Origin of the sequence: Streptomyces mirabilis, from assembly GCF_039503195.1 — a bacterium.
Lineage (GTDB): Bacteria > Actinomycetota > Actinomycetes > Streptomycetales > Streptomycetaceae > Streptomyces > Streptomyces mirabilis_D.
Map to the genome: position 1 here is coordinate 10,215,101 of NZ_JBCJKP010000001.1, position 25,957 is coordinate 10,241,057.

Below are 25,957 nucleotides of genomic sequence, written 5' to 3' on the forward strand. Positions count from 1 at the left end.
TGGGACGGCCGGGACAGGAGTGAGGAGAGCGCCGCCCGTGATCCGACGGGATAATGGCGAGCACCATGGCTGGGATCGAGGAGAGCGGCCAGGGGTCGACCGTCGCGTGGGTCGATCCCATGGGGGACCCGTTTCTGCGCACGCGGTTCGCCCCGCCGGCGAGGCCCGTCACCTTCCTACGGCGTGAACGACTGGTCGAACACCTGGACCAGGCGCTGCTGACCCCGTTGACGGTGGTCAACGGAGCGGCCGGGGCGGGGAAGACACTGCTGGTCGCCGAGTGGGTCACTGGACTGGCGCAGCCGGTCGCCTGGTTCACCGCCGACACGGCGGACCAGCAGCCCGGGATGTTCTGGGCGTACGTGCTCCAGGCCCTGCGGTCCTCGGGCGTACCGCTCCCCGGCGACATTCGCTGTCCCGCCGACGCGAGCCGGGTGGACCGCACACTGCTGGCACGGCTCGCCGCCGAGCTGAGCGGACGCGACCGGCCGGCGATCGTCGTGCTCGACGAGTACGACCGCGTGACCGCGCCGGAGATCGCGGAGCAGCTCGAATTCGTCCTGCACCACGCCGGACCGGGAATGCGCCTCGTCCTCGTCACCCGCACCGAGCCGCTGCTGCCGGTGCACCGTTACCGGGCGGCCGGTGACCTGACGGAGATCCGGAACGCGGAGCTGGCCTTCACACCCGAGGAGGCGGTCTTACTCCTGGAGCTGCACGGCCTGCGCCTGCCTGTGCACGCGGTGGGGGCGCTCGTGGACCGCACCGGCGGATGGGCGGCGGGCCTGCGGCTGTGCGCCCTGGCCGCCCGGGAGAGCCCGGATCCGGAGAGATATTTGAAGGAATTCGAGGCTGGGCGGAGTACGGTCGCCGACTATCTCCTGGCCGAGGTGCTCAAGCGGCGAACCGCCGAGACCCAGGACCTCCTGCTGCGGGTCAGCATCCTGGAGCGGCTCTGCCCCGATCTGGCCAACGCGCTGACGCGGCGTACCGACGCCGAGCCCATTCTGGCCGAGCTGCACCGCGAGAACGCGTTCGTCGAGGACCTCGGCCGCTCGTGGTACCGGCTCCACCCGCTGTTCGGGGAGATCCTCCGGGCGCATCTGCGGGAGCGCTGTCCTGGACTGGAGCCCGAACTCCACCGGCGGGCCGCCCGGTGGCTGCTGCGCTCCGGATTCCTCCCGGAGACGATCGCCCACGGCGCCGCCGCGGGCGACTGGGAGTTCACCGCCGGCGCCTTCGTCGACGGCCTGGCGATCGGACAGCTCTTCACCGGTCTGCGCCGTGACGAGCTGGCCGAGCTGTTCTCCCGGATGGGACCCGAGGCCACGAGCCCCGCGACGGACGTCGTCCGAGCGGCCCGGGACCTGTCCCAGGGCGACCTCGACCGCGGTCTGGCCCGTCTGCACCACGCCGGGGCGAGCCTGGCCGCGGACGTGTCCGACGCGGCCACCGACGTGCCCGACCCGGCGGCGGCATGGCTGAGCTGTGCGCTCCTTGAGGCCCTGGCGGCCCGTCTGGCCGGGTCCCCGCTCCAGGCGGAGAGGGCCGCGGAGGCGGCCGAGGAACTGAGACAGGCGGTTCCCGCCCACCTCTTGGGGCAGCATCCCGAACTCATGGCTCTGCTGCTGACCCATCTGGGCTCGACGCGCCTGTGGGTAGGGCGGTTCGAGGACGCCCGCGCCGCGCTGTCCGCGGCGGCGGGCTGTCCCGGCGGGGCTTCGACGGCGCTTGTGCGAGAGGAGTCCTTGGGGCACCTGGCGCTGATCGACTACCTGAACGGCTGGCACGGCAGGGCGGAGCGCAAGGCACTGGCGGCGACGACCGACTCGGAGCGCTTCGGTCTGTGCGGGTCGTCCGGCCCGGACATCGGGCGGATGGTCCTGGCCGCGGTGGCCGTCGACCGGAACGAACTTGATCACGCCCAAGCCCTCCTCGACGAGGCGGTCGGCTCGCGCCTGTCGAGACGGGACCCGGTGCCCGCCACGGGCCGGTCCCTCGTGACGGCCCGTCTGCTGCTGGCCCGGGGCAAGACCCGAGCCGCCCTGGCGGCGGTGGACCCGACGGTCTCCACGGACGTGGCATCACCCTGGGCGCAGGCTCAAGCCGCCCTGGTCGCCTCCGCCGCCCACCTGGCCGAGGACCGGCCGGACGCGGCTGCCGAGGTACTGCGACAGGTGCCGGACGGCCAGCCGGCCTGTGCGGTGGAGGCCGCGCGGGCCCAGCTGGCGGCGGGCCGCCCCGCCGCCGCGCTCGACCTGCTCGACCGGCTGCGCGCCGAGGGTCCGGTCGGTCCCGCGGTGACCGTGCGGGCCACGCTGACCCGGGCGCAGGCCGCACTGGAGGCGGGTGACTCCGCCGCCGCGCGCAAGCTCGTGGGCCAGGCGCTCCTGGAGGCCCGGCGCGAGCGGCTGCGGCGGCCTTTCCTCGAGGCCGGTCCGTGGATCCGACGTCTCCTGGGCACGGCGCCTCTGCAGCCACTGGCCGCGGGCTGGTTGACGACCGGCGACGCGCCCCGGCTCGAAACGCCCGCACCGCTCGTCGTGCAGGAGCTGAGCGAACGCGAACGCGACGTTCTGCGGCGACTGGCCCAGATGATGTCGACGGAGGAGATCGCGGCCGACCTCTGCGTGTCGGTGAACACGGTCAAGACCCACCTCAAGAGCGTCTACCGGAAGCTGGCGGTGAACCGGCGCAACGAAGCGGTGCGGCGGGCGCGCGAGCTGCGGCTGCTGTGAACCCGCAACCCGGTGACCACCCTCGCCCGTCACGGGTGAGGCGCGGGACGAGCCGTTCGGATGCGATGGGAGTGGCCGGCACCACGCACCTCCCGACCGGGCGGTGAGTGGCGGCACCACGCACCTCCCGACCGGGCGGGGCGCCCGGAGCATCCCGAATCCGGCGATGCGGCCGATGTCCCTCGTTCCGGTGCGCCGAACCGGAGAGAAGGCCTTGATGCCCCGGACCGAACCCGCCGTACCCTCAGCGGCCGACGCCGACCACCGGGCGCAGGCCGACTACACCGGTGGTGTCTACGGGTCCATGCTCGCCGCGTCGGTGGTGATCGGCACCGGCACGCTGGGCTCCTTCCCCCACCTGGAGCTGGCGGTGTTGCTGTTGGGCACCGGAGTGGCGTTCTGGATCGCGCACGTGCACGCCCAGCTGTTCGGGGCGCGGCTGGCCCGGCAGGCCCTGGACCGGAGGACCGTCGTCGAGGTGTGCCGTGCGGAGTGGCCGATCGTCAAGGCCGCCGTGCCACCGACCGTGGCCGTGGCCGTCAGCCCGCTCCTGGGCCTCGACCTCCAAGGCACCTTCTGGCTGGCGCTCGCCGTCGCCGTGGCCGGGCAGGTGGGCTGGTCGGCGGCAGCGGCACGCCACGCGGGCGCCTCCTGGTGCCTCACGGCCGTCACGGCCTCGATCAATCTGCTGCTCGGTCTGCTGATCATCTCGTTCAAGCTCGTCCTGACGCATTGAAAGGTCGTTCCGAGGCCATGCGCTACGAGATCCGTGTCGAGGGGCACATGACGGAGACGCTGACCAAGGCGTTTCCGGAGATGGATCACGTGGTGATGTCCGGTCAGACCGTCCTGTTCGGCCCCGTTGTCGACGAGGCGCACCTGTACGGGCTGCTGGCCCGCTGCCAGTCGCTGGGGCTGCACGTCATAGAGATGCGCCGGCTGCCGGAGTGACCCGGCGTGCGTCGTCCCGGGTGCCGGGACGATCACCCGCCGGGGGTGACCCGGCAGCGGGCGGCGCGCGAGACGCTGACCCGGTGAAGTCCCCGCACACCGTCCCGTCGGCGGTCCGGCGACGATCCGTTCGACCGCGTCAGGACTCGACCGCGTGAGGAGGAGCCATGACCGAATCGCGTGGTCCGGCGCCACGTACCGAGCCCGGGCCCAGGCCCGAAGAGGCGGCCTCCCCGCCACCTGCCGACCCCGAGGAACTGCTGGCGGGACTAGGCCGCTCATGGACCTGGATCCTGGGTTCGGCGATCACGACGCTGGTGCCGGGCGTCCTGGTGCTGGTGTGGCCGGACGAGACCCTGCACATCCTGGCGGTACTCATCGGTCTGTATCTGGTCGTGACCGGAGGGTTCCGCTTCGTGGCGGTCTTCGGCCGCGAGGAGCACGGCGAGCGGATTCCCGGGCTCCTGCTCTCGATACTGTTCGTCCTGGCCGGGGTGCTGTGCCTGAGGAACCCGCTGCAGACCATCGCCGCGCTCTCGCTGATCGTCGGCGTCGTCTGGCTCGCGTCCGGCATGCTGACCGCCTACACGGCCATCGCCATGAAGGCCCTCCCGCACCGTGGCGTCGTCTTCTGCGCCGCGGCGCTCGGCATCGTCGCGGGCGTCGTGGTGCTCGCCCTGCCCACCGAGTCCGCCCGCGCCCTGACCCGGCTGCTCGGCCTGTGGCTCGTCCTGCTCGGCGTGATCGAACTCGTCCTCGCCTTCGCCTGGCGGGCCGCACTGCGCCGCGCACGTGCCGCGGACCCGTACGGCTCGGCCCAGTCGACCTGAGACTCCGCGGCGGACGTTCACCCCTCCAGGGTGAGGCCGGACGAACCTTGCCGTGCGCATGCTGAATCCGGAGGGACGACCGCCGGGCGAACGCCCGGGATGGAGGAGCGACATGAGCACACAGATGTACCTCGCCTACGACTACCCGCTGCTGAGCGTCTTCTGGAGCATGCTCTGGTTCTTCCTGTGGATCATGTGGTTCATCCTGCTGTTCCGGATCATCATCGACATCTTCCGTGACGACGAACTGGGTGGTTGGGCCAAGGCCGGCTGGCTCCTGTTCGTCATCCTCCTGCCCTTCCTGGGCGTCCTCGTCTACGTGATCGCCCGCGGCAAGAACATGGGTCGCCGAGAGGTGAATCAGGCCCGCGCGCAGCAGGAGGCCTTCGACTCCTACATCCGGCAGGCGGCCGGCACCGGAACCAGCAGCGTCGACGAACTCGCCAAGCTGTCCGAGATCCGCGCCCGTGGCGATATCACGGACGAGGAGTTCCGCAGGGCGAAGGAACTCGTCCTCAGCGGTCAAGGCCCGTCCAGCGGCCCGTCCAGCGGCTCGGGCACCGCCGCCTCCGGCCAGTGAGCGCCGGACGAGGCGACGCCGGGCAGCACGATGTCACCAGGTAGCACGATGACGGCGGGATCGCTCACAGGTGGAGGGTGAACCAGGTGGTCTTGCCGTCGTCGGTGGGTCGTACGCCCCAGTCGTCGGCGAGCGCGCGGACGAGGATCAGTCCGCGCCCGGATTCGTCGTCCTCGGCCGCGAAGCGGGGTTGGGGCAACTGCGGGCTGTGGTCGCCAACTTCGACCGTCAGGTCCAAGTCCGTCCGGCACACGTGCAGTCCGATGGGGCCCTGGGCGTGCTGAACGGCGTTGGTGAGGACTTCTGAGAGCAGCAGCCGCGCGTCGTCGGCCTTGGTGGTGCAGCCCCACGAGGTGAGGGCCTTGCTGAGGAAGGCTCGGCCCTCGGGGACCGAGTCGGGGACCGCCGGGAGGTCGAGGGAGACGGCGGCGAGCGGTGCGTCGGGCAGCCGAGTCAGCAGCAGGGTGACATCGTCGTTGTGGCCCTCGGCGTCGGGCAGCAAGGTGGTCAGGACGTGGTCGGCGGCCACTTCCAGGTCGGGGGCGGTGGTGAACAGGTCGCTCAGCGTGCTGGTGAGCTGGGAGAGCTGGTCCTCGATGTCGCTGCCGGGGGTTTCGATCAGTCCGTCGGTGTAGAGCACCAGGGTGGCGCCGGGCGGGATGACCGCGCTGCACTGCTGGTAGAGGACATCACCCACGCCGAGGGGCGCGTTGACAGGCGCGGGCAGCGCACGGGCGCCCTCGCCCGGGGTGGCCACCAGGGTGGGCAGATGTCCGGCGGAGCAGATCGTCACCGCACCCGCGTCGGCCGCGATCACCAGGTAGCAGCAGGTGACCAGTTGGTCCGGGACGTCGAGGTCGGTGACGGCCGCGTCGAGGGCCTGCATGAGCTGGCGGGGCTGCATACCGGTCTTGGCCAGGGCGTGTGCGGCGGAACGCAACTGGCCCATGACGGCGGCGGCTTCCAGCCCGCGTCCCATCACGTCGCCGATCAGGATGCCGACGCGGCCGGCGCCCAGCGGGACCAGGTCGAACCAGTCGCCGCCCACCCCGGCCCCCTGGGTGGCGGGCCGGTAGCGGCTGGCGGTCGTGAGCCCTGGGATGGCGGGCGGGGTGCCCATCAGACTGCGCTGCAGGGTCAGGGCGATGTGCCGCTGTTGTTCGTACAGGACGGTAAGCTCGGCTTCGGCCCGCTTGCGATCGCTGATGTCGCGGACGATGGCACAGGCGCCGATGACCTCGCCGTCGGGGGAACGGGTCGGCCACAGGGTGATGTCGACGTCGAGGAGGTCGCCGTGACGGGTGACCCGCAGTGTCTCGAAGTGCTCGACCCTCTCCCCGTTGCGCAACCGGTCCATCAGGAGGTCGATCTCGGGGCCGTGGTCGGGCGGGGCCAGCAGGGACACGTGGCGGCCCATGACCTGGGCGCGTGTGTACCCGTAGAGGCGCTGGGCGGCGGCGTTCCAGTAGGTGATGTGCCCCTCGAGGGTCTTGGCGAGGATCGCGTCCTGGGAGGACTCGACGAGGGCGGCCAGCTCGTTGATGCGTTCCTCGGCTGCCTTGCGGTCGCTGACGTCGCGGACGGCGGCGGAGACGAGGAGGCCGTCGGTGGTCTCCAGGGGGCTGAGGCTGATCTCGACGGGGAACTCGGTGCCGTCCTTGCGCAGGCCGTGGAGTTCGAGTCCGGCGCCCATGGGGCGCACCTGGCGGTTGTTGGTGTATCCGGTCCGGTGCGTGGTGTGGTGGGTTCGGAAGCGGTCGGGTACGAGCAAGTCCACTGTTCGGCCGAGGAGTTCCTCGCGGCCGTAGCCGAAGAGTGCTTCCGTCTGGGCGTTGACGAGTCTGATCGTTCCGGTGTCGTCCACGATCACCATGGCGTCCGGCGCCGCCTCCAGCAATCCCCGGAACCGGTCCTCGGCTGCTTTGCGGTCGCTGACGTCGCGGACGGCGGCGGAGACGAGGAGGCCGTCGGTGGTCTCCAGGGGGCTGAGGCTGATCTCGACGGGGAACTCGGTGCCGTCCTTGCGGAGACCGTGGAGTTCGAGTCCGGCGCCCATGGGGCGCACCTGACGGTTTGCGGCGTAGGCGGAGCGGTGCAGTGAGTGGTGGGTTCGGAAGCGGTCGGGTACGAGCAAGTCCACCGTTCGGCCGAGGAGTTCCTCGCGGCCGTAGCCGAAGAGCGCTTCCGTCTGGGCGTTGACGAGTGTGATCGTCCCGGTGTCGTCCACGATGATCATGGCGTCGGGCGCCGCTTCCAGGAGCCCCCGAAACCTGTCCTCGGCGCCTCCCGAACGGCCACCGCACTCCCTGGCACACGATGTCGACGCCGTGCAGCCGGACGCCGGGTCCGGTGCGACCGCAGCCGAATTGATCGTTTCTCCCACGTTCGCCCCCCACAGACCCTCCACACGAGGTCCTTCGGGCCATCTCAGCGCACTTGGGTCACGATCACTCGGGCATGTCTCATTCTGGCCGCACCGCGGTCGATCGTGTCTGCGGTGAGCGCGGGCTTCGTCCGTCTGCGGACATGTTCGGTCGCCGCTACGTGCGCTCGTGCTGGATGTCGATCTCCGCCCAGATGGACTTCCCTCCGGGCAGGTGGCGCGTGCCCCAACGCTCGGCGAACTGGGCCACGAGCAACAACCCGCGCCCGCCCTCGTCGAAGGTGCGGGCCCGCCGCATGTGCGGGGCGGTACTGCTGCCGTCGGAGACCTCGCAGATCAGCACGGTGTCCTGGATCAGGCGTAGCTGAATGGGAGGGCCGCCGTAGCGGATCGCGTTGGTGACCAGCTCGCTCACCACCAACTCTGCGGTGAAGGAGACCTCCTGCAGTCCCCACTTCGCCAGGCGACGGGAGACCTCGCCGCGCGCGCCCGCCACGGCGGCCGGGTCGGCAGGCAGGTCCCAGGTGGCGACCCGGCCCGAGTCGAGGGTGCGAGTGCGGGCGACGAGCAGGGCGACGTCGTCCGACGGCTGCGCGGGGAGCAGGGTCTGGACCAGGTCGTCGCAGAGGGCCTCCAGCGAGTGAGCGGGCCGCTCCAGGCGCCGGCGCAGCAGGGCCATGCCCTTGCCGAGGTCGTGTTCGGGGACCTCGACGAGACCGTCCGTGTACAGCGCGAGCAGACTGCCACGGGGCACCTCCCATTCGACGGCTTCGAAAGGCAGCCCGCCCACTCCGAGCGGGGGGCCGACCGGCAGGTCGACGAACTCCGCCGTGCCGTCGGGCGTGACCACGGCGGGTGGGGGATGGCCCGCCCCGGCGGCGGTGCAGCGGCGCGCGACCGGGTCGTAGACCAGGTACAGACAGGTGGCGATGACATCGGTGATGTTGTCGAGCTCCGGGTCCCCCGTGCCCATGCTCTCCTCCGCCCTGAGATGGGTGACCAGGTCGTCCAGATGGACGAGGAGCTCCTCGGGAGGCAGGTCGACGTCCGCCAGGGTGCGTACCGCGGTCCGCAGGCGGCCCATGGTGGCGGAGGCGTGCAGACCGTGGCCGACCACGTCTCCGACGACCAGGGCGACCCGGGCCCCCGACAGGGGAATCACGTCGAACCAGTCGCCGCCCAGCCCGGCCCGGGAGCGAGCCGGCAGGTAGCGATGCGCCACCTCCACGGCCTCCTGGGCGGCGAGCCGCTGCGGAAGCAGACTTCGTTGCAGAGCCAGGGCGGTGGTCCGCTCCAGGGTGTACCGGCGGGCGTTGTCCACGGCCACGGCGGCGCGTGCGGCGATCTCCTCCGCGAGAAGCAGATCGTCATCGTTGAAGGGGTCCTGGCGCTGGTGGCGGACGAGTACGGCCACCCCGAGCGTGATGCCGCGGGCGCGCAGTGGGACGACCATGAGCGAGTGCATTCCGAAGGCGCGGACCTTCACCGCGCGCTCGGGGTCGGCGGTCCGCCAGCTCTCGACGGCTTCGTCCAGGGTGCTGTGCAGCGAGGAATGCCCTGTCAGAAGGCAGTTGGCGGGCGGCGAGGAATCCGGGTAGTAGTCGACATCTCCCGTCTGGATCAACGACTCGGGGACGCCGGGAAGGACGGACTGCTGCGCGGCGCGGCGCAGACCGATGGAGCCCTCGACCAGGGGCCTGGGCTCGATACCGCGGAACAGCGAGTCCAGCAGGTCGATACTGATGAAGTCGGCGAGCCGGCCCACCGCGACGTCGGCCATCTCCTGAGCGGTACGCGTCACGTCGAGCGTGCTGCCCACCTGTGCGCTGACGTCGTTCAGCAGGGCAAGCCGTTCCCGGGCCCGGTGCTGCTCGGTGTCGTCGAGCGCGACGACCTGTACGTGTCGCACCTCACCTGCGGGGTTCCTGACGGGGGACACGGTGATGGCCCAGTACCTTCCGTGGGCTCCGGGCCGGGGTGGGCCGTGTACGTGAAAGAGCTCCGGTTCCCCCGTCTTGAACACCCGGCGCATCCCCTCTTCGACCGTGGTGCAGATATGGGGCGGCAGGATGTCGGTGACACGCCGACCGCGCATCTGCCGCTCCGTGAGCCCCAGTTGGCGAATCGCGCCGGCGCTGCCCCGCAGGGCCCGCAAATCGGAGTCGTAGATCATCACAGGAAGGTGGCTCTGGGCGAAGGCTTCCTCCGCCGTCGCCTCGTCCTTGGCCGGGTGTGGCTTCTGACCCGTACGCGGCCGGCGCGGCGGCGTGGCCACGATGAGCCATTGCGGGTTGCCCTCACGGTCGAGTGACGGGTACGCCCGCAGCTCGGCTTCCGTGAGATGGCCGTCGCGGTGCCGCAGCGGGGTCGTCCCGCCGCGTCCCTCAAGTAGCGCGGAGAAGTCCACCGGGGCGTCGGCGGCGCGGCCGAACAGACGCGCCGCGGGACGCCCTACGACGTCCTGGTACGGGTATCCGAGCAACCGCTGCGCGCCGATACTCCACCCCGTCACGGTCCCCCGCGCGTCGACGACCGCCGTGGCCGAGGTGACCGGGTCCGGAAGCTGACCGAGGCCGTTTCCCAGGGGGCCGGCATTCTCCATGTCCCATCATCGCCCATCCTGTCCCCCGGGAACTCTCGGGTTCTGGGGAGACGAAGCAGAGAGGCCGCAGGTCGGCGGAACGTCGCATCCCGTCGCGTCGGTTCCTTCCCCCACTTGTATCTCTCCTTGAGTGCACACGCAGGTCGGCGTCCAGTCCCCCGCGCGCCGGAAGGCTCGGAGGTGCTGCCGCGCCGCGCCGGTCAAGGCGACAGTTGGGTGTGGCGCGGTGACTCGGCGTACAGGCCTTCGGAGGTGTCGTCCGTCCGGTGGCTCAGCTGTTCGGTGACGTCCACGACTCCGTCCACGCCTTGGCACATCCGCACGGCGACCGGGATGAGGGATTTCCGTTCGACGCTTCCCGCCAAGGAGACCCGGCCGTCCACGACCCGCACGGTCACCGAGTCGGGCGCGATGCCCAGGGTGCGGACCAGCACGTCCCCGGAGATCTCCTCGCGAATGGCACTGTCACCGCGCAGGAACACGCGCAGCAGGTCGGCGCGGCTGATCAGCCCGACCAGCCGGTCCGCTTCGTCCACCACCGGCAGCCGCTTGACGCGGTGGCGCTCCATCACCTGCGCGGCCTCCACCACCGTCCACTGCGGCCGGGCCGTGATGGCCGGGCTGTTCATGAGCCCTCGGGCGGTGGTCGCCTCCTGCTTGGTCCGGTCGGCGGGGCGCGGGTGCAGGACCGGCAGCAGTCCTGCGGGGTCCAGCTGACCCGCCTCCTTGCGCAGCAGATCCGCCTCGGACACCACGCCCACGGGCCGGTCGTCGGCGTCCACGACGGGTATCGCCGTGATGTCGTACTCGGCCAGCAGTTTGGCGATGTCCTTGAACCCGGTGTCCTCCCGCACTCGTACGACCGAAGTGGTCATCAGATCGCTCACCATCCGGTGCCGCATGACTTCCGCCTCCTTCGTCACGTGCGTTCCCCCTCCACTGTGCGGTGTTCTCGGCCGTCGCCCCCATGGGCCGGTCGGCCCCGGCCACGGCCGACCGGCCCGGGGAGAGGCGAATTCGTCCTCGGTCAGTACCTGTCTCCCTGAGGGACGGCGCCGTCGAGTTCGAGGAAGAGCCGCGGTGCGCGACGGGGCGTGGGAGGCCCTTCCGGGCCGTAGCCGAAGCGGATGAGCATCTGTACATGGTCGAAGGGGGATGTCTCGGGGCGCAGGTCGTCGCGGAGGTCGGTCCACTCCAGAGCCTGGTGGAGGAGGGAGGTGCGTAGACCGTGGGCCGTGGCGACGAGCAGGACGTATTCGAGCGCCTGTCCGGCCCGGAGCCAGTCGGCGCGCCGGTCGTGGCCGGTGCGGAGCGACGCGAGCGCGGGTGTCCGTTCGAAGGGCCGGGCCGGCAGTCGGTCCAGGGATCGCCGTGCGCTGAAATCACGCATGGGAAGCTGCTCGAAGGTGTCCTGCGGCCCCAGTGCCGCGGAGGGGATGCCCGTGTCTTCGGCCCCGTCGCGGCTCGACCAGCGGCGGCTTTCGGCGCTGCGTGCCGGGTCGGCGTGGTTGCGGCGCTCCGCTTCGGTGGTGATCCGCAGCAGCCGCGCCGTCTCACGCGGGCCGGTGACGGCGAGCGTGGCGCCTTCGGCCCGGGCGGCTTCGGCGAGTTCGTGGCGAACGGACACGGGAACGGGCTGAACGCCGAAGGGGAAGCGGCTGCTGTGCCGGTGCCAGATGGCCTCGTACAGGTCGTCGCCGTGGAGCGTGCGGGTGCTGGTGCGCCCAGTGATGTGCACCGAGGCGAGCAGATCTGGGTGGCGGGGATCAGGGAGCAGCCGAGTGACCGGCTTCCAACCGAAGTGGCTCACCGCGACCCGCAGGTTGAACAGGGCCGCGCCGGCGGCGATGTGCAGGGCCCGGCCGTGCGGATCCTCGTGCGGAAGCCCCCGCCCGACGGCGGCGTGGATCTCCACGGTGGTCGATTCGGTGTCGAGGCGGAAGCGCCAGGGCTGCGTGTTGTGCATCGAGGGCGCGGCGACAGCCGCAGCGATCAGCTTCTCCAACGCCGACGAGTCCAGATACGTGCCGGACATGAGGGCCTCCTCCCGGACGAGGCGAGCTGCGGGGCTTGCGATGTTCTGAGCCTGCTGCCGTCGGCGGAGCGGGGCGAAGGGGCCGTCCGGCCCCAACCTGAGGCTGTGTGGGTACCGGCATCGGGCAGCGGTGCCGGGTGATCCTCTGCGGACCGGAGGTTGGCGTCCCGGTGGGGTGCCCGGTCGGTCCAGCCGCGGTCGGGTCCGGCTGCGCCACGCTGGAAGCGGCCGACAAGCGAGGGAGGAAGAAATGAGCGGGATCATCGGGCGGCTGCCGGTGCCCGATCTGTTGGGCCGGGTCGAAGCCGGACTTCCCGCCGTGCACCCGATTCCGGGGCTGCACGGCATTCGTATCGCGCGGCACCTCACGGACGGATGTGCCGCGGGCCGGGGCGAAGGCCGCCGAGGCTATTGCGGGGTACTGGGGCGGTGTCCGTACCGTCAGCGTTCCGGTGCCGGAGACGAAGACTGGCAGCGGGACGATCCCCGTGCATCACGTCTGAACACCGGTTCACCGTGTGCGGTCGGGAGACTCTCAGGACCGCGCACACCACTGCCCGGGGTCGGCCCGGCACCCGTCACCCGCCCTCCTGGCCCCCTCCGAGTCCTCCCGCCCACGGGCGTCCCGCCGCGAGGGCCGGTCGGCCCTCGCGGCGGGACGCCCGTGGGGCGATGCTGAGGGGGGTGACGAAGGGAGCCCCATGTCCGAGCGCCCGGGTGCTGCCGCCGGGGAAGACCGACGCGGTCTCGTGCGGCGGGTGGCTCCAGGACTCGCCGTACTGGCCGGCTACCACCGTTCGTGGCTGCGCGGCGACCTGCTCGCCGGTGTGACCGTCGCGGCCTATCTCGTTCCGCAGGTCATGGCCTATGCGGGCCTCGCGGGACTGCCGCCGGTCGCGGGGTTGTGGGCGATCCTTCCCGCCCTGCTGCTGTATTCCCTGCTGGGTTCGTCACGACTGCTGTCCGTCGGGCCCGAGTCGACCACCGCACTGATGACCGCCACCGTGGTGGGGCCACTCGCCGCGGGCGCCCCGGACCGGTACGCCGGGCTCGCCGCCGGGCTCGCGGTCGTGGTCGGGGCGATGTTCCTGGTGGCGTGGGTGGCGCGACTGGGCTTCCTCGCCGACCTTTTGTCACGGCCGATCCTGGTCGGCTACCTGACGGGCGTGGCGCTCATCATCATCGTCGACCAGCTCCCCAAACTGACCGGTGTCCGCACCTCGGGATCCGAGTTCTTTCCTCAGCTGCTCTCCTTCGTGAGGAACCTGGGACAGGCCCATCCCGCCACGGTGATCTTCTCCGCGGCGGCGATCGCCTTCCTCTTCGCGGTCGCGCGGTTCTTCCCCCGTATCCCGGGCCCTTTGCTGGCCCTGGTGCTCGGCACGGCGGCCGTCGCGGCCTTCGGCCTGGAGGACCACGGCATCGCCGTCATCGGCGCGGTACCGGCCGGGCTGCCCCGCCCTGGCCTGCCGACGCCGGGCGACCTGCCGCAACTGGTACTGCCGGCGATCGGCGTGCTCCTGGTCGGGTACACCGACGTCATCCTCACCGCGCGCGCCTTCGCGTCTCGCGGCGACGAACTCGACCCCAACCAGGAACTGTCGGCTCTGGGGGCCGCGAACCTGGGCGCGGGCGTGCTGCACGGCTTCCCGGTGAGCAGCAGCGCCAGTCGTACCGCGCTCGCGCACTCGGCAGGGGGCCGCAGCCAGGCCCACTCGCTCGTCGCGGCCGCGGCGGTCCTCGCCGTGCTGCTGTTCCTCAGCCCGCTCCTCGCGCACACGCCGTCGACCGTGCTGGGCGCCCTGGTCGTCTATGCCGGGGTCCGCATGATGGATCTGGCCGGGTTCCGGCGGCTGGCCGCCTTCCGGCGCCGGGAGTTGCTACTGGCCTTGGGTTGTCTGGTCGGCGTGCTGACCCTGGACATCCTGTACGGCGTGCTCGTGGCGGTCGGGCTGTCCGTCGCGGAGCTGCTCACCCGGGTGGCCCGCCCGCACGACGCGGTCGAGGGTCTGGTGCCGGGCCTGGCCGGGATGCACGACGTGGACGACTATCCGCAGGCCCGCACGGTCCCCGGACTGCTTGTCTACCGCTACGACTCACCCCTGTTCTTCGCCAATGCCGAGGACTTCAAGCGGCGGGCGCTGGCGGCGGTCGACCGACACGAAGGTGCTGTCGACTGGTTCGTCCTCAACACCGAGGCCATCGTCGAGGTGGACATCACCGCGCTCGACGCGGTCGACGCCCTGCGTCAGGAACTCGAACAGCGTCACATCGTCTTCGCGCTCGCCCGCCTCAAGCAGGACCTGCGCGACGACCTCGACGCCTTCGGGCTGACCGAGGCCATCGGCACCGACCGGATCTTCCCGACCCTGCCCACGGCCCGGGCCGCGTACCGGGAGTGGCTCCGACGCGGCGGCCGTCACGGGGCGAGGGAGAAGTAGTTCTCCTCCTCCTGCGTGAAGTGCAGGCGCAGCACGCTGTGCAGGCCGTACAGACAGGCACGCAGGTCGTCGAGTTGTTCGGGGCGCGGTGCGTCGGCGGTCCCGCTGAGCGCGAGGTGCGTGGCTATGCGTCCGGCGAGGCGCTCGATCTCTGCGTGGGCGCGGCTCATGGTGGCGGTGGTCTCGGGGCCTCCGAGCGAGGAGGCGAGGGCCGGGTAGAGCTGATGCTCTTCGGCGTACTCGTGGGGCAGCAGCTGCTCGGTGAGCAGGCGGTGCACCTCGCGTACCGATGCGAGGGCCGCGGGCCCTGGAGTGTTCGAGAGCTGGTCGGCGGCGCCGCGCACGGCTTCGAGGACCTCCTGCAGGTCGTCGTGCTCGGCGGCGAAGCGGTGGATGAGGGCCTCGGTGGTGGGCTCCAGGGCAGGCCGGCTCTTCCGGCCGGCGCGCAGGGCGCGCAGTGCGTTGAGGATGACAGCGACGTCGATGCCCTCCTGGAGCAGGGCACCAGGGGCCGGCGGCAGCATGCCGAAGGCGGCCACGGCCATCGCGGCGAGCGACATCAGCATGCCGCCGAGCGCGCTCTGCACCGCGATGCGCCGGGCCCGTACGGCGATGGTGACGGCGTCGGCGAGGCGCTCCACCCGATCGGTGGTCAGCACGATGTCCGCGGCTTGGGCGGAGGCGCTGGAGCCGCGGGCCCCCATGGCGACGCCGACGTCCGCGGCGGCGAGGGCGGGAGCGTCATTGACGCCGTCACCGACCATGACGGTCACGGCGCGGGCGCGTTCGGCGCGCACGGCCGCGACCTTGGCGGCGGGGGTGAGGTGGGCGTGGACGGCGTCGAGGCCGAGCACCACGGCCACTTCGTGGGCGGGTTCCGTGCGGTCGCCGGTGAGCATCACCAGCCGTCGGATGCCCGCCGCGCGCAGTCGGCGCAGGGTCCGGGGAGCGTCGGGGCGCAGTGGGTCGCGCAGCAGTACGGCGCCGGCGAGGCGGCCGTCGGCGGTCAGCCAGGCGACGGCCGCGCCGTCGAGCACGGCACGGTTGTCGACGGCGCGTGCCCATGTCGGGTCCCCCGCGCCGACGCCGTGGCGGCCGACGGCGAGGTGGTGTCCCTCGACGGTGCCGGTGGCGCCCAGGCCGGGCTCCTCGGTGACGTCCACGGGCATGGAGAGTTCCAGACCCCGCGCCTGAGCGGCGTCGACCAGGGCATGAGCCAGGACGTGCGGTGAGAGCTGATCGAGCGAGGCCGTCAGCCGCAGGACCTCCGTCGGCTCCCGGCCCGGTGCGGCGACGACGTCGAGCACCCGTGGGCGGCCGGACGTCAGGGTGCCGGTCTTGTCCAACAGCAGGGTGTGGGCCCGGCCGAGGCTCTCCAGGGCGCCGCCGTCGCGGACGACCACGCCGTAGCGGGAGGCCCGGGACAGGCCGGAGACGATCGCCACGGGCGCGGCGAGCAGCAGTGGGCACGGGGTGGCGACCACCAGGACCGCGACGGCCCGCACCGCGGAACCGCTGACCCACCAGGCCAGGCCCGCCACAGCCACCGACAGCGGCAGGAACCAGGCGGCGTACCGGTCCGCGAGCCGGACCACGGGCGCGGACTCGGCACCGGCCTGCTGCGCCAGCCGGACGATCTCCGCATAGGTGCTGTCCTGCTCGGTGGCGGTGGCCCGCAACTCGAACGCGCCGCCCGCGTTGACCACACCGCTGCGCACCCGCTCGCCGTCGGCACGCTCGACCTGCTGGGACTCCCCGGTGAGCACCGACTCGTCGAGCACGGCCGTGGCGCCGACGACCCGACCGTCGACCGGGACCACCTCGCCCGGACCGACGACCACCAGGTCACCGACCGCGACCTCGGCGAGAGACACCTCCCTGACCACGTCGAGGGTCCGGACGCGGGCGGAGCGCGGCGCATGTTCCAGCAGCGCGCGCAGATCGTGCGAGGCACGCCGCTGAGCCGCGGCCTCCAGAGTCCGTCCGGAGGCCAGCATGAGCGCGATCAGTGCCCCGGCCAGGTACTCCCGCACCGCCAGGGTCCCGCCGAGTGCCAGGACCGCGATGAGATCCACGCCAGCGTGTCCCCGGTGCAGCGCGGCCAGTACCCAGATGACGGCGGGCACGACAGCGATCACGGTGCCCAGACCCCAGCACAGGTCGGCGATGTCGGGCGCACCGGCGAGCCAGGCGATGCCACCGGCGGTCAGGGCGCCGGCGGTGGCCGCCAGCAGCAGTGGTTCGAAGCGTCGGCCGGAGAGCAGGGTGGCGGGGCGGCGGAACAGTTCCCACGGGATGCGCCGGTCCATGGTGTGCCCTCGAATCTCGCGGCGGGTGATTGCTGATGCCCTCCCTCTCCATCACACCGCTGAGACCGCGCGTTCGGCAGGGGACGAACGGCCCCCGTCCGCGCGACCGTGCGGACAGGTGAGCCACGACGTGGGGCGACTGCCCGGGGCGCTTGCGCGCCCAGTGCCGCCGAGATCCCGTACGGCAAGCCCGACAGCCCCCGCAGGCAGGGCCGTTCGGCCCCCCGGTCGCGGCCCTTCGGCACCCGGTGCCGCCCGTCCCGCGCCACCAGAGTGGTCGCTGTCGGGCACTGGTTCGACACTCTCCGATTCCCCGAAGGGATCACCACCATGGCCGTGCACGAGCACCCTCACCGGAGCCCGGGGTTCCACCTGCCGTCCTTCCGCAGGAACCGGGCCGCGTCCACCTCTGAGTCCGCCGTGTCGGCGAGCACCGACACGCACACCCTGCGGGCCTACTCCTTCGCCTCGCTGCGTCTGCTCACCGGATTCGTCTTCCTGTGGGCCTTCCTCGACAAGACCTTCGGGTTCGGCTACGCCACCCCCTCCGGCAAGGGCTGGATCGACGGCGGCTCGCCGACCAAGGGCTTCCTCAGCGGCGTCGCCGCAGGGCCGATGGAGTCCACCTTCCACTCCTGGGCGGGCGACACCTGGGCGGACTGGCTGTTCATGGCCGGACTGCTCGGCATCGGGCTCGCCCTGATCGGCGGGATCGCGCTGCGGCTGGCCGCGGTGGCGGGCACCGCGATGATGGCGCTGATGTGGGTCGCCGAGTGGCCGCCCGCCAAGCACCTGTCCGACGGAACGGCGAGCATGTCCACCAACCCGTTCGCGGACTACCACCTCGTCTACGCCGTCGTCCTCATCGCGCTGGCACTGGCCGCCGCCGGCGACACCCTGGGCGTCGGCAAGCTCTGGGCCAAGCTGCCGGTCGTCCGTGACCACGGCTGGCTGCGCTGACCGCGGAAGGGAGGGCGGCACCCGGAAAGGGCCGCCCTCCCACGCCCGCCCCGCGGATCCATAGGGCCGATCGGCCCCTTCCGGGGACCTGCGGCCCCTGCACCGCGAACCCCCACGACACGACGCTGGAACCGGGTCCTCGCGGTCCCGGTTCAGGAGGTGGAGAGCACATGCCCCGCACCGTCACCGTAGGTCTCGACGGCTCGCCCGAGAGTCGTGCCGCCGCCGACTGGGCGGCCCGTGAGGCGAAGCTGCGCGGACTGCCGTTGAAGCTGGTCAACGTCTGGGAGCCGGTACCGGAGCCGATCGCCCAGGCCCCGCTGCTCGGCCCCGAGACCCACCAGCACTGGAGCGAGCGGATACCGCGTGAAGCGGCCGAGGAACTGCGGGCGGCCCACCCGGAGGTCGACGTGCTCATCAAGCAGGTCACCGGCCGGCCGGCCGAGGTACTGACCGACGCCGCGAAGGACGCCGAACCGCTGGTGCTCGGATCCCGTGGCCTGAGCGGCGTGGGTGGATTCATGGTCGGCTCCGTCGGCCTGGCCGTGGTGGCGCACGCCGAGTGTCCGGTCGTCCTCGTACGGGCCGAAGGAGACACCTCGGGCACCGACTCCACCCTCCCGCCCTCCCGGCCCGTCGTACTCGGCCTCGACACCAGGGCTCCTGACGACACCCTGATCGGCTTCGCCTTCGAGGCGGCCGTCCTGCACGGCGCCTCCCTGCGCGTCGTCCACGGCTGGAACGAGCCGCCCTACATCGCGTACGGCCTGCCCCCGGACCTGGAACTGAACGCCCGGCTCGGCGCTGAGGAGGCCGCCGCCGTGAGCGAGGTGCTGCGGCCGTGGCGGCAGAAGTTCCCGACGGTGGACGTCGTCGAGGACTCCCTCTCCGGGAAGGCGGCCGACCACCTCGTGGACGCCTCCGCAGAGGCCTCCCTGGTCGTCGTCGGCCGCCGTATCCGCCGTTCCCCGCTCGGCGCCCACATAGGGCCCGTCACCCACGCCGTACTGCACCACGCCACCGCCCCCGTCGCCGTGGTCCCGCACGACTGACGCCCGGCACAACTGATCACCCGGCACGACTCACCACCAGACGCGTCACCATCCGAGGAGAGACCCCCATGAAAGCGGCAGTCGTACGAGCGTTCGGTGAACCCCTGGTCATAGAGGAGCGTCCCGACCCCGAGCCCGGCCCCGGCCAGGTCCGCATCCGGGTGGAGGCCTCCGGGCTGTGCCACACCGACATCCACGCCGCGCACGGCGACTGGCCGGTGAAGCCGAACCCGCCCTTCGTCCCCGGCCACGAGGGCGTGGGGCTCGTCGAGGCGCTCGGCGACGGCGTCACGCACCTCACGCTCGGCCAGCGCGTCGCGGTGCCCTGGCTCGGCTCGGCCTGCGGACGGTGCGAGCACTGCCTGTCCGGCTGGGAGACGCTCTGCGAGCAGCAGGTCAACACCGGATACGGGTGCGACGGCGGCTACGCCGAGAAGATGCTCGCCCGGGCCGACTTCGCCCAGCCGGTGCCCGACGGGATCTCCCCGCTCGACGCCGCCCCGCTCACCTGCGCCGGGGTCACGACGTACAAGGCGCTCAAGGTCGCCGGTGTCGGCCCCGCCCAGCTGGTCGCCATCTCGGGCGTCGGCGGACTGGGCCATCTGGCGGTCCAGTACGCGAAGATCGCCGGGGCGACGGTGGCGGCGATCGACGTCACCGACGAGAAACTCGAACTCGCCTCGGAACTCGGCGCCGACTTCGTCATCGACGCCCGCACGCACGACCCGGCCGAGGTGCTCAAGCGGTTCGGCGGCGCGCACGCGGCGATCGCGCTCGCGGTGAACGAGGCCGCGTTCGCCGCGGTGTACGGAGGACTCCGGCGCGGCGGGAAGCTCGTGATGGTGGCACTGCCCGCGCACGGCGCCATCAAGGTCCCGATCTTCGACACCGTACTGAACGGCACGTCGGTGATCGGCTCGATCGTGGGTACCCGGCAGGACCTCGCCGAGGTCTTCGAGCTGCACGCGGCCGGCCGCACCCGGGTCATCCGTGAGTCCCGGCCCCTCGTCTCCGTCAACGAGTCCATCGACGCGGTGCTGCACGGTCAGGTCAAGGCCCGGATCGTCTTCGACTTCGGTGAAGGACGGTGAGCGCGGTGGAGCTGCCCCTGGTCGTGGGCGTCGACGGCTCGGAGCCCAGCCTGCGCGCCGTGGACTGGGCGACGGACGAGGCCGCCCTGCGCGGCGTACCGCTGCGCCTGGTGTACGCCTCGCTGTGGGAGCGCTACGAGGGCGCCGCGCTCGCCGAGGGCGTCGGCAGGCCCTCGGAGCAGGTGATGGCCGACGACGTCGTCGAGGCCGCCGCGCGACGGGCCCACGGCCGGGCCCCCGAGGTGAAGGTCACCACTGACGTCCTGCCCGACGACGCGGCGAGCGTGCTGCTGAACGAGGCGCACACCGCCACCGCGCTGGTCGTCGGGTCGCGCGGCCGCAGCGGCCTCGCCGAACTCCTGCTCGGCTCGGTCAGCGTCACGGTCGCCGGCCGCGCCGCGTGCCCGGTGATCGTGCTGCGTGGCAACCAGGACAACCAGGCAAGGGCCGGGACGCACCGGCGCGTGGTCCTCGGAGTCGGGGAGGGCCCGCACGCCGCGGAGGTCACACGGTTCGCCTTCGAGGAGGCCGAGACCCGCAAGGCCGCCCTGGACGCCGTACGGGCCTGGCGTTGCCCGACGTACGAGAGCACCGACCACCCCCTGCTCGCGGGCGAACCGGCCCGCTTGCACGAGCAGCGGGCGGCGGAGATCCTGGACTCGGCCCTGAGCAAGGCCGCGGCCGAGCATCCCGCTGTGGCCCTGCGCCGCAGAACCGCCGAGGGCAGCGCCCGCCGGATCCTGCTGGACGCCTCGGACGACGCCGACCTGCTGGTCGTCGGAGTCCGGCGCCACCACGGACTCGCCGGACTCCAGCTCGGCCGGGTCGCCCACACGCTCCTGCACCACTCCGCCTGCCCGGTCGCCGTCGTGCCGCAACGGGGATGAGCGACTCAGAGGGTCGCCGCGTGGTCGGGGACGTACGTCTGCAGATCGCGCGGCGGGCGCACATAGCCCGTCGACGGCGGCCGGGGCGGCAGTTTGAGAACCGGTGGCTTCACCTCGTGGTACGGAACGGAGCCCAGCAGGTGGGCGATCATGTTCAGGCGGGCCCGGCGCTTGTCGTCGCTCTCCACGATGTACCACGGCGCCTCCGAGACGTCCGTGTGCACCAGCATCTCGTCCTTGGCCCGGGAGTACGCCTCCCAGCGGGTGATCGACTCCAGGTCGATCGGCGACAGCTTCCAGCGCCGCGTCGGATCCTTCAGCCGGCGCCGGAACCGCCTCTGCTGCTCCGCGTCGCTCACCGAGAACCAGTACTTGCGCAGCAGGATCCCCTCCTCGACGAGCATTCGCTCGAAGATCGGGCACTGGCGAAGAAAGAGCTGGTGCTCCTCCTTCGTGCAGAAGCCCATCACCTGCTCGACGCCGGCGCGGTTGTACCAGCTCCGGTCGAACAGCACGATCTCCCCGGCGGCGGGCAGATGCTCGACGTACCGCTGGAAGTACCACTGGGTGCGCTGGCGCTCGGTCGGCTTGGGCAGTGCCACGGTCCGTGCGACGCGCGGGTTGAGGAGCTCCGACACCCGTTTGATCGTGCTGCCCTTGCCCGCCGCGTCCCGGCCCTCGAAGATCACCACGAGGCGGGCGCCCTCGGTACGCACCCACTCCTGAAGCTTCACCAGCTCCGTCTGCAGGCGCAGCAGCTCCCGCTCGTACACCGCAATCGGCACCTTCGCCGTCTTCTCGCCGGCCATGCCGCCTCCTCCGCTCGATCCGCACACCGATGCCCGCCCCGCGAAACGCCCCGTGACGCACCTCGATGACTTACGGAGTCACCATGCCCAAGGCCGAACAGCTCAAGGTCGAACACCAGGACAGCACCGTACTGACCGACGAGGAACTGCGCACCCTGGACGCCCACTGGCGAGCCGCCAACTACCTTGCCGTGGGCCAGATCTACCTGCTCGCGAACCCGCTGCTGACCGAACCCCTGACCTCCGCGCACATCAAGCCGCGGCTGCTCGGCCACTGGGGCACCTCACCGGGCCTCAACCTGGTGCACACGCACCTCAACCGGGTGATCAAGGCCCGTGGTCTGGACGCGTTGTGTGTGTGGGGGCCCGGACACGGCGGGCCCGCGGTCCTCGCCAACTCCTGGCTGGAGGGGACCTACAGCGAGACGTATCCGAACGTCTCGCGGGACGCGGCCGGGATGGAGCGGCTGTTCCGGCAGTTCTCGTTCCCCGGCGGGGTGCCCAGCCATGTCGCGCCCGAGACCCCGGGCTCGATCCACGAGGGCGGTGAGCTCGGCTACTCGCTGGCGCACGCCTACGGGGCCGCGTTCGACAACCCGGACCTGCTGGTCGCCTGTGTCATCGGTGACGGCGAGGCGGAGACGGGGCCGCTGGCCGCGTCCTGGCACTCCAACAAGTTCCTCGACCCGGTCCACGACGGCGCCGTGCTGCCGATCCTGCACCTCAACGGCTACAAGATCGCCAACCCGACGGTCCTGTCCCGGATCCCGGAGGCCGAACTCGACGAACTGCTGCGCGGCTACGGCCACGACCCGATCCACGTCGCCGGCGACGACCCGCACGAGGTCCACCGCGCGATGGCGGACGCGTTCGACCGGGCCCTGGACAGCATCGCGCTGATGCAGCGCACCGCCCGCGAGGACGGCGTGCCCGAGCGGGTGCGCTGGCCCGTGATCGTGCTGCGCACCCCGAAGGGCTGGACGGGACCGGCGGAGGTCGACGGCGTGCCCGTCGAGGGCACCTGGCGCGCCCACCAGGTACCGCTGGCCGCGGTCCGCGAAAACCCGGAACACCTGCGGCAGTTGGAGGCCTGGCTGCGCTCGTACCGTCCCGAGGAACTCTTCGACGCCGAGGGGCGCCCCGTCGCCGACGTCCTCGCCTGCGTACCCGACGGCTCGAAGCGGCTCGGTGCCACCCCGCACGCCAACGGTGGTCTGCTCGTCCGTGATCTGCCCATCCCGTCCCTCGACCGCTACGCCGTTCCCGTCGACAAACCGGGCGCCACCCTGCACGAGCCCACCCGGGTACTCGGCGACCTCCTGGAACAGGTCATGAAGGACACCTCCCACCGCCGGGACTTCCGCCTGGTGGGCCCCGACGAGACCGCCTCCAACCGGCTGGGAGCCGTCTTCGGCGCCACCGGCAAGGCCTGGCAGGCGCAGACCCTCCAGGTGGACGAGCACCTGGACCGGCACGGCCGCGTCATGGAGATCCTCTCCGAACACACCTGCCAGGGCTGGCTGGAGGGCTACACGCTGACCGGCCGGCATGGATTGTTCTCCTGCTACGAGGCGTTCGTGCACATCGTCGACTCGATGGTCAACCAGCACATCAAGTGGCTCAAGACGTCGAGGGAACTGGCGTGGCGTGCCCCGATCGCGTCCCTCAACTACCTGCTCACCTCGCACGTCTGGCGTCAGGACCACAACGGCTTCTCGCACCAGGACCCCGGCTTCGTCGACCACGTCCTCAACAAGAGCCCCGAGGTCGTACGGGTCTATCTGCCGCCGGACGCCAATACCCTTCTCTCGGTGGCGGACCACGTCCTGCGCAGCCGCGACTACGTCAACGTCGTCGTCGCGGGCAAGCAGCCCTGCTTCGACTGGCTCTCCATGGACCAGGCCCGCGCCCACTGCGCCCGTGGGGCCGGGATCTGGGAGTGGGCGGGCTCGGTGAACGGAGACCGTGAACCGGACGTCGTCCTCGCCTGCGCGGGTGACGTGCCCACCCAGGAGATCCTGGCCGCCTCCGACCTGCTCCGCCGCCATCTGCCGGAGCTCGCCGTCCGCGTCGTCAACGTCGTCGACATGACCCGGCTGCTGCCCCGCGACGAACACCCGCACGGAATGGCCGACTTCGAGTACGACGGCCTTTTCACCACCGACAAGCCGGTGATCTTCGCCTACCACGGCTATCCCTGGCTGGTCCACCGGCTCGCCTACCGCCGCACCGGCCACGCCAACCTGCACGTACGCGGCTACAAGGAGATGGGCACCACCACGACTCCGTTCGACATGGTCGTCCGCAACGACCTCGATCGCTACCGCCTGGTCATGGACGTGATCGACCGTGTCCCGGGCCTCGGCGTCCGCGCCGCCGCCGTCCGCCAGCAGATGGCCGACGCCCGCACCCGCCACCACGCCTGGATCCGCGAACACGGCACCGACCTGCCCGAGGTCGCCGACTGGACCTGGACCGGCTGACCCCCCACCCCGGGCGAAATCCCTCACCCCGCAAAGGAGTTCATCGCCATGACCGTACGCGTCGGCATCAACGGCTTCGGCCGCATCGGCCGCACGTATCTGCGCGCGGCACTCGACCGTGCCGAGGCGGGCACCCAGGACGTCGAGGTGGTCGCCGTCAACGACATCGCGCCGCCCGCCACCCTGGCTCATCTGCTTGAGTACGACTCGACGTTCGGGCACATCGGGCGGGAGGTCAGCCACGACGACAGCTCGATCACCGTCGACGGCCGGCGCATCGCCGTCTCCGCCGAACGTGATCCGGCCGTCCTGCACTGGTCCGACTACGGCGCGGGCATCGTCGTCGAGTCCACCGGCCGCTTCCGCGACCGCGACGCCGCCGCCCTGCACCTCAAGGGCGGCGCCCACACCGTGCTGCTCTCGGCCCCGGGCAAGAACGCGGATGCCACCATCGTGATGGGCGTCAACGACGACACCTACGACCCGCACAACGACCGGATCGTGTCCGCCGCCTCCTGCACCACCAACTGCGTCGCGCCCATGGTCAAGGTGCTCCACGAGGCCTTCGGCATCGACCGCGGCGTGATGACCACCATCCACGGCTACACCAACGACCAGTCCCTGCTGGACGGCCCGCACAAGGACCTGCGCCGGGCCCGGTCGGCGGCCCTCAGCATCATCCCGACCAGCACGGGAGCCGCCCGCGCCGTCGGGCTGGTGCTACCGGAGCTGGCCGGCGCCCTGGACGGCATCGCGGTGCGCGTCCCCGTCGAGGACGGCTCGCTCACCGACCTCGCGGTCGTGCTGCGGACGGCGGCGACGGCAGAGGAGATCAACACCGCCTTCGCCGAGGCTGCGGACGGCCCGTTGAACGGCATCCTCCGCGTCTCGAAGGCGCCGATCGTCTCCCGGGACGTCGTCGGCGATCCCGCCTCCTGCGTCTTCGACCCGGCCCTGACCCAGGCCAACGGCACCCTGGTGAAGGTCTTCGGCTGGTACGACAACGAGTGGGGGTACACCAACCGGCTCCTCGACCTCACCGCACTGGTAGCCGACGCCCGATGAACTCGGAGCGGAGCGGCACGGTCCGCGTACCCCCCGCGCTGCGGGGGACGCGGGCCGTGGTCCTCGACACCGACGGCGTCATCACGGACTCCGCGCGACTGCACGCCGCCGCGTGGAAGACGGCCTTCGACGCTTTTCTGAGCCCACGCGGCGAGCGCCCCTTCGACCCGCGCGAGGACTATCTGCGCCACGTCGACGGCAAGTCGCGCCTCGACGGCGCCGCGGCCTTCCTCGAAGCCCGGGGACTGCGGCCCTCCGATGCCGAGGTCCGCGCCGTCGCCGCCGACAAGGAGCGGCTGTTCACCGATCGGCTGCGTGACGGGGGCGTCGACGCCTACCCGGGCACGGTCCGCCTGCTGCGTGCCCTGCGGTCCGCCGGGATCCCGCTGGCCGCCGCCTCCGCCTCCCAGCACGCGGGCGAACTCCTCGAACAGGCGGGAGTACGTGGCCTCTTCGACGCTTTGGTGGACGGAGGGGAGGTGGCCCGGCTCGGTCTGCCCGGCAAGCCCGACCCCGCTCTCTTCCTGGAGGCGACCCGCCGCCTCGGGGTCCCCGCGGAACAGGCCGTCGTCGTCGAGGACGCCCTCGCCGGAGTCGAGGCCGGCCGACGCGGCGGATTCGGACTCGTCGTGGGCGTCGACCGCGCCCGTACCCCGGCCACCCGGGCCGCCCTCCTGAAGCACGGCGCGGATCTGGTGGTCGACGACCTCGCGGAGCTGCTCACAGGGAAGGAGGACTGAG

General features: G+C 71.6%; 19 protein-coding genes. 13 read left to right on the plus strand and 6 right to left on the minus strand.

The annotated features are described in order from the left end of the window. The first annotated feature begins 65 nt into the window (after positions 1–65). The 5 genes from AAFF41_RS46455 to AAFF41_RS46475 all read left to right on the plus strand — a co-directional run bounded on the left by AAFF41_RS46455 (position 66) and on the right by AAFF41_RS46475 (position 5,099). The gene (locus tag AAFF41_RS46455) at positions 66–2,738 is read left to right on the plus strand and encodes a helix-turn-helix transcriptional regulator (RefSeq protein WP_343325966.1); all 2,673 of its coding nucleotides are present in this window, start codon (positions 66–68) and stop codon (positions 2,736–2,738) included. 217 nt (positions 2,739–2,955) lie between these two features. After that, positions 2,956–3,474 carry a hypothetical protein gene (locus AAFF41_RS46460; RefSeq protein WP_343325967.1) on the plus strand — a complete coding sequence of 173 codons (519 nt, stop codon included), beginning with the start codon at positions 2,956–2,958 and terminating at the stop codon, positions 3,472–3,474. A gap of 17 nt (positions 3,475–3,491) precedes the next feature. Beyond that, on the plus strand, positions 3,492–3,689 hold the full coding sequence (locus tag AAFF41_RS46465) for a hypothetical protein (protein ID WP_060897349.1): 198 nt from the start codon (positions 3,492–3,494) through the stop codon (positions 3,687–3,689). A 167-nt stretch (positions 3,690–3,856) separates the two neighbouring features. Then, on the plus strand, positions 3,857–4,519 hold the full coding sequence (locus tag AAFF41_RS46470; RefSeq protein ID WP_319754053.1) for an HdeD family acid-resistance protein: 663 nt from the start codon (positions 3,857–3,859) through the stop codon (positions 4,517–4,519). 112 nt (positions 4,520–4,631) lie between these two features. Continuing rightward, complete coding sequence (locus AAFF41_RS46475; RefSeq protein ID WP_319754052.1) at positions 4,632–5,099, plus strand: SHOCT domain-containing protein; 468 nt, start codon at positions 4,632–4,634, stop codon at positions 5,097–5,099. A 64-nt stretch (positions 5,100–5,163) separates the two neighbouring features. Here AAFF41_RS46475 and AAFF41_RS46480 read toward each other — a convergent pair whose 3' ends face one another. The 4 genes from AAFF41_RS46480 to AAFF41_RS46495 all read right to left on the minus strand — a co-directional run bounded on the left by AAFF41_RS46480 (position 5,164) and on the right by AAFF41_RS46495 (position 12,119). Next, positions 5,164–7,335, minus strand: a complete 2,172-nt coding sequence (locus AAFF41_RS46480) for a SpoIIE family protein phosphatase (protein WP_425526210.1) — start codon at positions 7,333–7,335, stop codon at positions 5,164–5,166. Positions 7,336–7,639: 304 nt separating this feature from the next. Next, on the minus strand, positions 7,640–10,084 hold the full coding sequence (locus AAFF41_RS46485; protein WP_319754049.1) for a SpoIIE family protein phosphatase: 2,445 nt from the start codon (positions 10,082–10,084) through the stop codon (positions 7,640–7,642). Between the two features lie 200 nt (positions 10,085–10,284). Beyond that, positions 10,285–10,986 carry a CBS domain-containing protein gene (locus tag AAFF41_RS46490; protein WP_319754057.1) on the minus strand — a complete coding sequence of 234 codons (702 nt, stop codon included), beginning with the start codon at positions 10,984–10,986 and terminating at the stop codon, positions 10,285–10,287. 125 nt (positions 10,987–11,111) lie between these two features. Then, entirely contained in the window at positions 11,112–12,119 is a 1,008-nt protein-coding gene (locus AAFF41_RS46495) for an Acg family FMN-binding oxidoreductase (RefSeq protein WP_319754048.1), read from the minus strand. Positions 12,120–12,820: 701 nt separating this feature from the next. Here AAFF41_RS46495 and AAFF41_RS46500 point away from each other — a divergent pair. After that, positions 12,821–14,560 carry a SulP family inorganic anion transporter gene (locus AAFF41_RS46500; RefSeq protein WP_319754047.1) on the plus strand — a complete coding sequence of 580 codons (1,740 nt, stop codon included), beginning with the start codon at positions 12,821–12,823 and terminating at the stop codon, positions 14,558–14,560. Here AAFF41_RS46500 and AAFF41_RS46505 read toward each other — a convergent pair. Beyond that, the gene (locus tag AAFF41_RS46505) at positions 14,539–16,869 is read right to left on the minus strand and encodes a heavy metal translocating P-type ATPase (protein ID WP_343325968.1); all 2,331 of its coding nucleotides are present in this window, start codon (positions 16,867–16,869) and stop codon (positions 14,539–14,541) included. The genes AAFF41_RS46500 and AAFF41_RS46505 overlap by 22 nt on opposite strands. Before the next feature lie 330 nt (positions 16,870–17,199). Between AAFF41_RS46505 and AAFF41_RS46510 the strand changes: the two genes are divergently transcribed. The 4 genes from AAFF41_RS46510 to AAFF41_RS46525 all read left to right on the plus strand — a co-directional run bounded on the left by AAFF41_RS46510 (position 17,200) and on the right by AAFF41_RS46525 (position 20,859). Beyond that, the gene (locus AAFF41_RS46510; protein ID WP_054232066.1) at positions 17,200–17,829 is read left to right on the plus strand and encodes a hypothetical protein; all 630 of its coding nucleotides are present in this window, start codon (positions 17,200–17,202) and stop codon (positions 17,827–17,829) included. Positions 17,830–17,999: 170 nt separating this feature from the next. After that, positions 18,000–18,881, plus strand: coding sequence for a universal stress protein (locus AAFF41_RS46515; protein ID WP_319754045.1), 882 nt, complete (start codon positions 18,000–18,002; stop codon positions 18,879–18,881). A 68-nt stretch (positions 18,882–18,949) separates the two neighbouring features. Then, positions 18,950–19,972, plus strand: coding sequence for a zinc-dependent alcohol dehydrogenase (locus tag AAFF41_RS46520; protein ID WP_319754044.1), 1,023 nt, complete (start codon positions 18,950–18,952; stop codon positions 19,970–19,972). A gap of 5 nt (positions 19,973–19,977) precedes the next feature. Continuing rightward, entirely contained in the window at positions 19,978–20,859 is an 882-nt protein-coding gene (locus tag AAFF41_RS46525; protein ID WP_319754043.1) for a universal stress protein, read from the plus strand. A 5-nt stretch (positions 20,860–20,864) separates the two neighbouring features. Here AAFF41_RS46525 and ppk2 read toward each other — a convergent pair whose 3' ends face one another. After that, entirely contained in the window at positions 20,865–21,668 is an 804-nt protein-coding gene (gene ppk2 / locus AAFF41_RS46530; protein ID WP_319754042.1) for a polyphosphate kinase 2, read from the minus strand. Positions 21,669–21,751: 83 nt separating this feature from the next. On the opposite strand from ppk2, the gene AAFF41_RS46535 reads away from it, so the two are divergent. From AAFF41_RS46535 to AAFF41_RS46545, 3 genes are read left to right on the plus strand one after another with little or no spacing between them, the layout of a single operon-like run. Then, positions 21,752–24,151 carry a phosphoketolase family protein gene (locus AAFF41_RS46535; protein ID WP_343325969.1) on the plus strand — a complete coding sequence of 800 codons (2,400 nt, stop codon included), beginning with the start codon at positions 21,752–21,754 and terminating at the stop codon, positions 24,149–24,151. 48 nt (positions 24,152–24,199) lie between these two features. Then, positions 24,200–25,216 (plus strand): type I glyceraldehyde-3-phosphate dehydrogenase, encoded by a 1,017-nt coding sequence (gene gap / locus AAFF41_RS46540; protein ID WP_343325970.1) that lies wholly within the window; start codon positions 24,200–24,202, stop codon positions 25,214–25,216. After that, on the plus strand, positions 25,213–25,956 hold the full coding sequence (locus AAFF41_RS46545) for an HAD family hydrolase (RefSeq protein WP_319749962.1): 744 nt from the start codon (positions 25,213–25,215) through the stop codon (positions 25,954–25,956). The genes gap and AAFF41_RS46545 overlap by 4 nt, the downstream gene beginning before the upstream one ends. Position 25,957: the final 1 nt, after the last annotated feature.

Coding starts and splice junctions, on each gene's coding strand:
- AAFF41_RS46500 (WP_319754047.1), top strand. CDS start 12,821: ATGTCCGAGCGCCCGGGTGCTGCCGCCGGGGAAGACCGACGCGGTCTC.
- AAFF41_RS46510 (WP_054232066.1), top strand. CDS start 17,200: ATGGCCGTGCACGAGCACCCTCACCGGAGCCCGGGGTTCCACCTGCCG.
- AAFF41_RS46465 (WP_060897349.1), top strand. CDS start 3,492: ATGCGCTACGAGATCCGTGTCGAGGGGCACATGACGGAGACGCTGACC.
- AAFF41_RS46475 (WP_319754052.1), top strand. CDS start 4,632: ATGAGCACACAGATGTACCTCGCCTACGACTACCCGCTGCTGAGCGTC.
- AAFF41_RS46480 (WP_425526210.1), bottom strand. CDS start 7,335: ATGATCATCGTGGACGACACCGGGACGATCACACTCGTCAACGCCCAG.
- AAFF41_RS46485 (WP_319754049.1), bottom strand. CDS start 10,084: ATGGAGAATGCCGGCCCCCTGGGAAACGGCCTCGGTCAGCTTCCGGAC.
- AAFF41_RS46460 (WP_343325967.1), top strand. CDS start 2,956: ATGCCCCGGACCGAACCCGCCGTACCCTCAGCGGCCGACGCCGACCAC.
- AAFF41_RS46495 (WP_319754048.1), bottom strand. CDS start 12,119: ATGTCCGGCACGTATCTGGACTCGTCGGCGTTGGAGAAGCTGATCGCT.
- AAFF41_RS46515 (WP_319754045.1), top strand. CDS start 18,000: ATGCCCCGCACCGTCACCGTAGGTCTCGACGGCTCGCCCGAGAGTCGT.
- AAFF41_RS46505 (WP_343325968.1), bottom strand. CDS start 16,869: ATGGACCGGCGCATCCCGTGGGAACTGTTCCGCCGCCCCGCCACCCTG.
- AAFF41_RS46535 (WP_343325969.1), top strand. CDS start 21,752: ATGCCCAAGGCCGAACAGCTCAAGGTCGAACACCAGGACAGCACCGTA.
- ppk2 (WP_319754042.1), bottom strand. CDS start 21,668: ATGGCCGGCGAGAAGACGGCGAAGGTGCCGATTGCGGTGTACGAGCGG.
- AAFF41_RS46545 (WP_319749962.1), top strand. CDS start 25,213: ATGAACTCGGAGCGGAGCGGCACGGTCCGCGTACCCCCCGCGCTGCGG.
- AAFF41_RS46455 (WP_343325966.1), top strand. CDS start 66: ATGGCTGGGATCGAGGAGAGCGGCCAGGGGTCGACCGTCGCGTGGGTC.
- AAFF41_RS46520 (WP_319754044.1), top strand. CDS start 18,950: ATGAAAGCGGCAGTCGTACGAGCGTTCGGTGAACCCCTGGTCATAGAG.
- AAFF41_RS46470 (WP_319754053.1), top strand. CDS start 3,857: ATGACCGAATCGCGTGGTCCGGCGCCACGTACCGAGCCCGGGCCCAGG.
- gap (WP_343325970.1), top strand. CDS start 24,200: ATGACCGTACGCGTCGGCATCAACGGCTTCGGCCGCATCGGCCGCACG.
- AAFF41_RS46490 (WP_319754057.1), bottom strand. CDS start 10,986: ATGCGGCACCGGATGGTGAGCGATCTGATGACCACTTCGGTCGTACGA.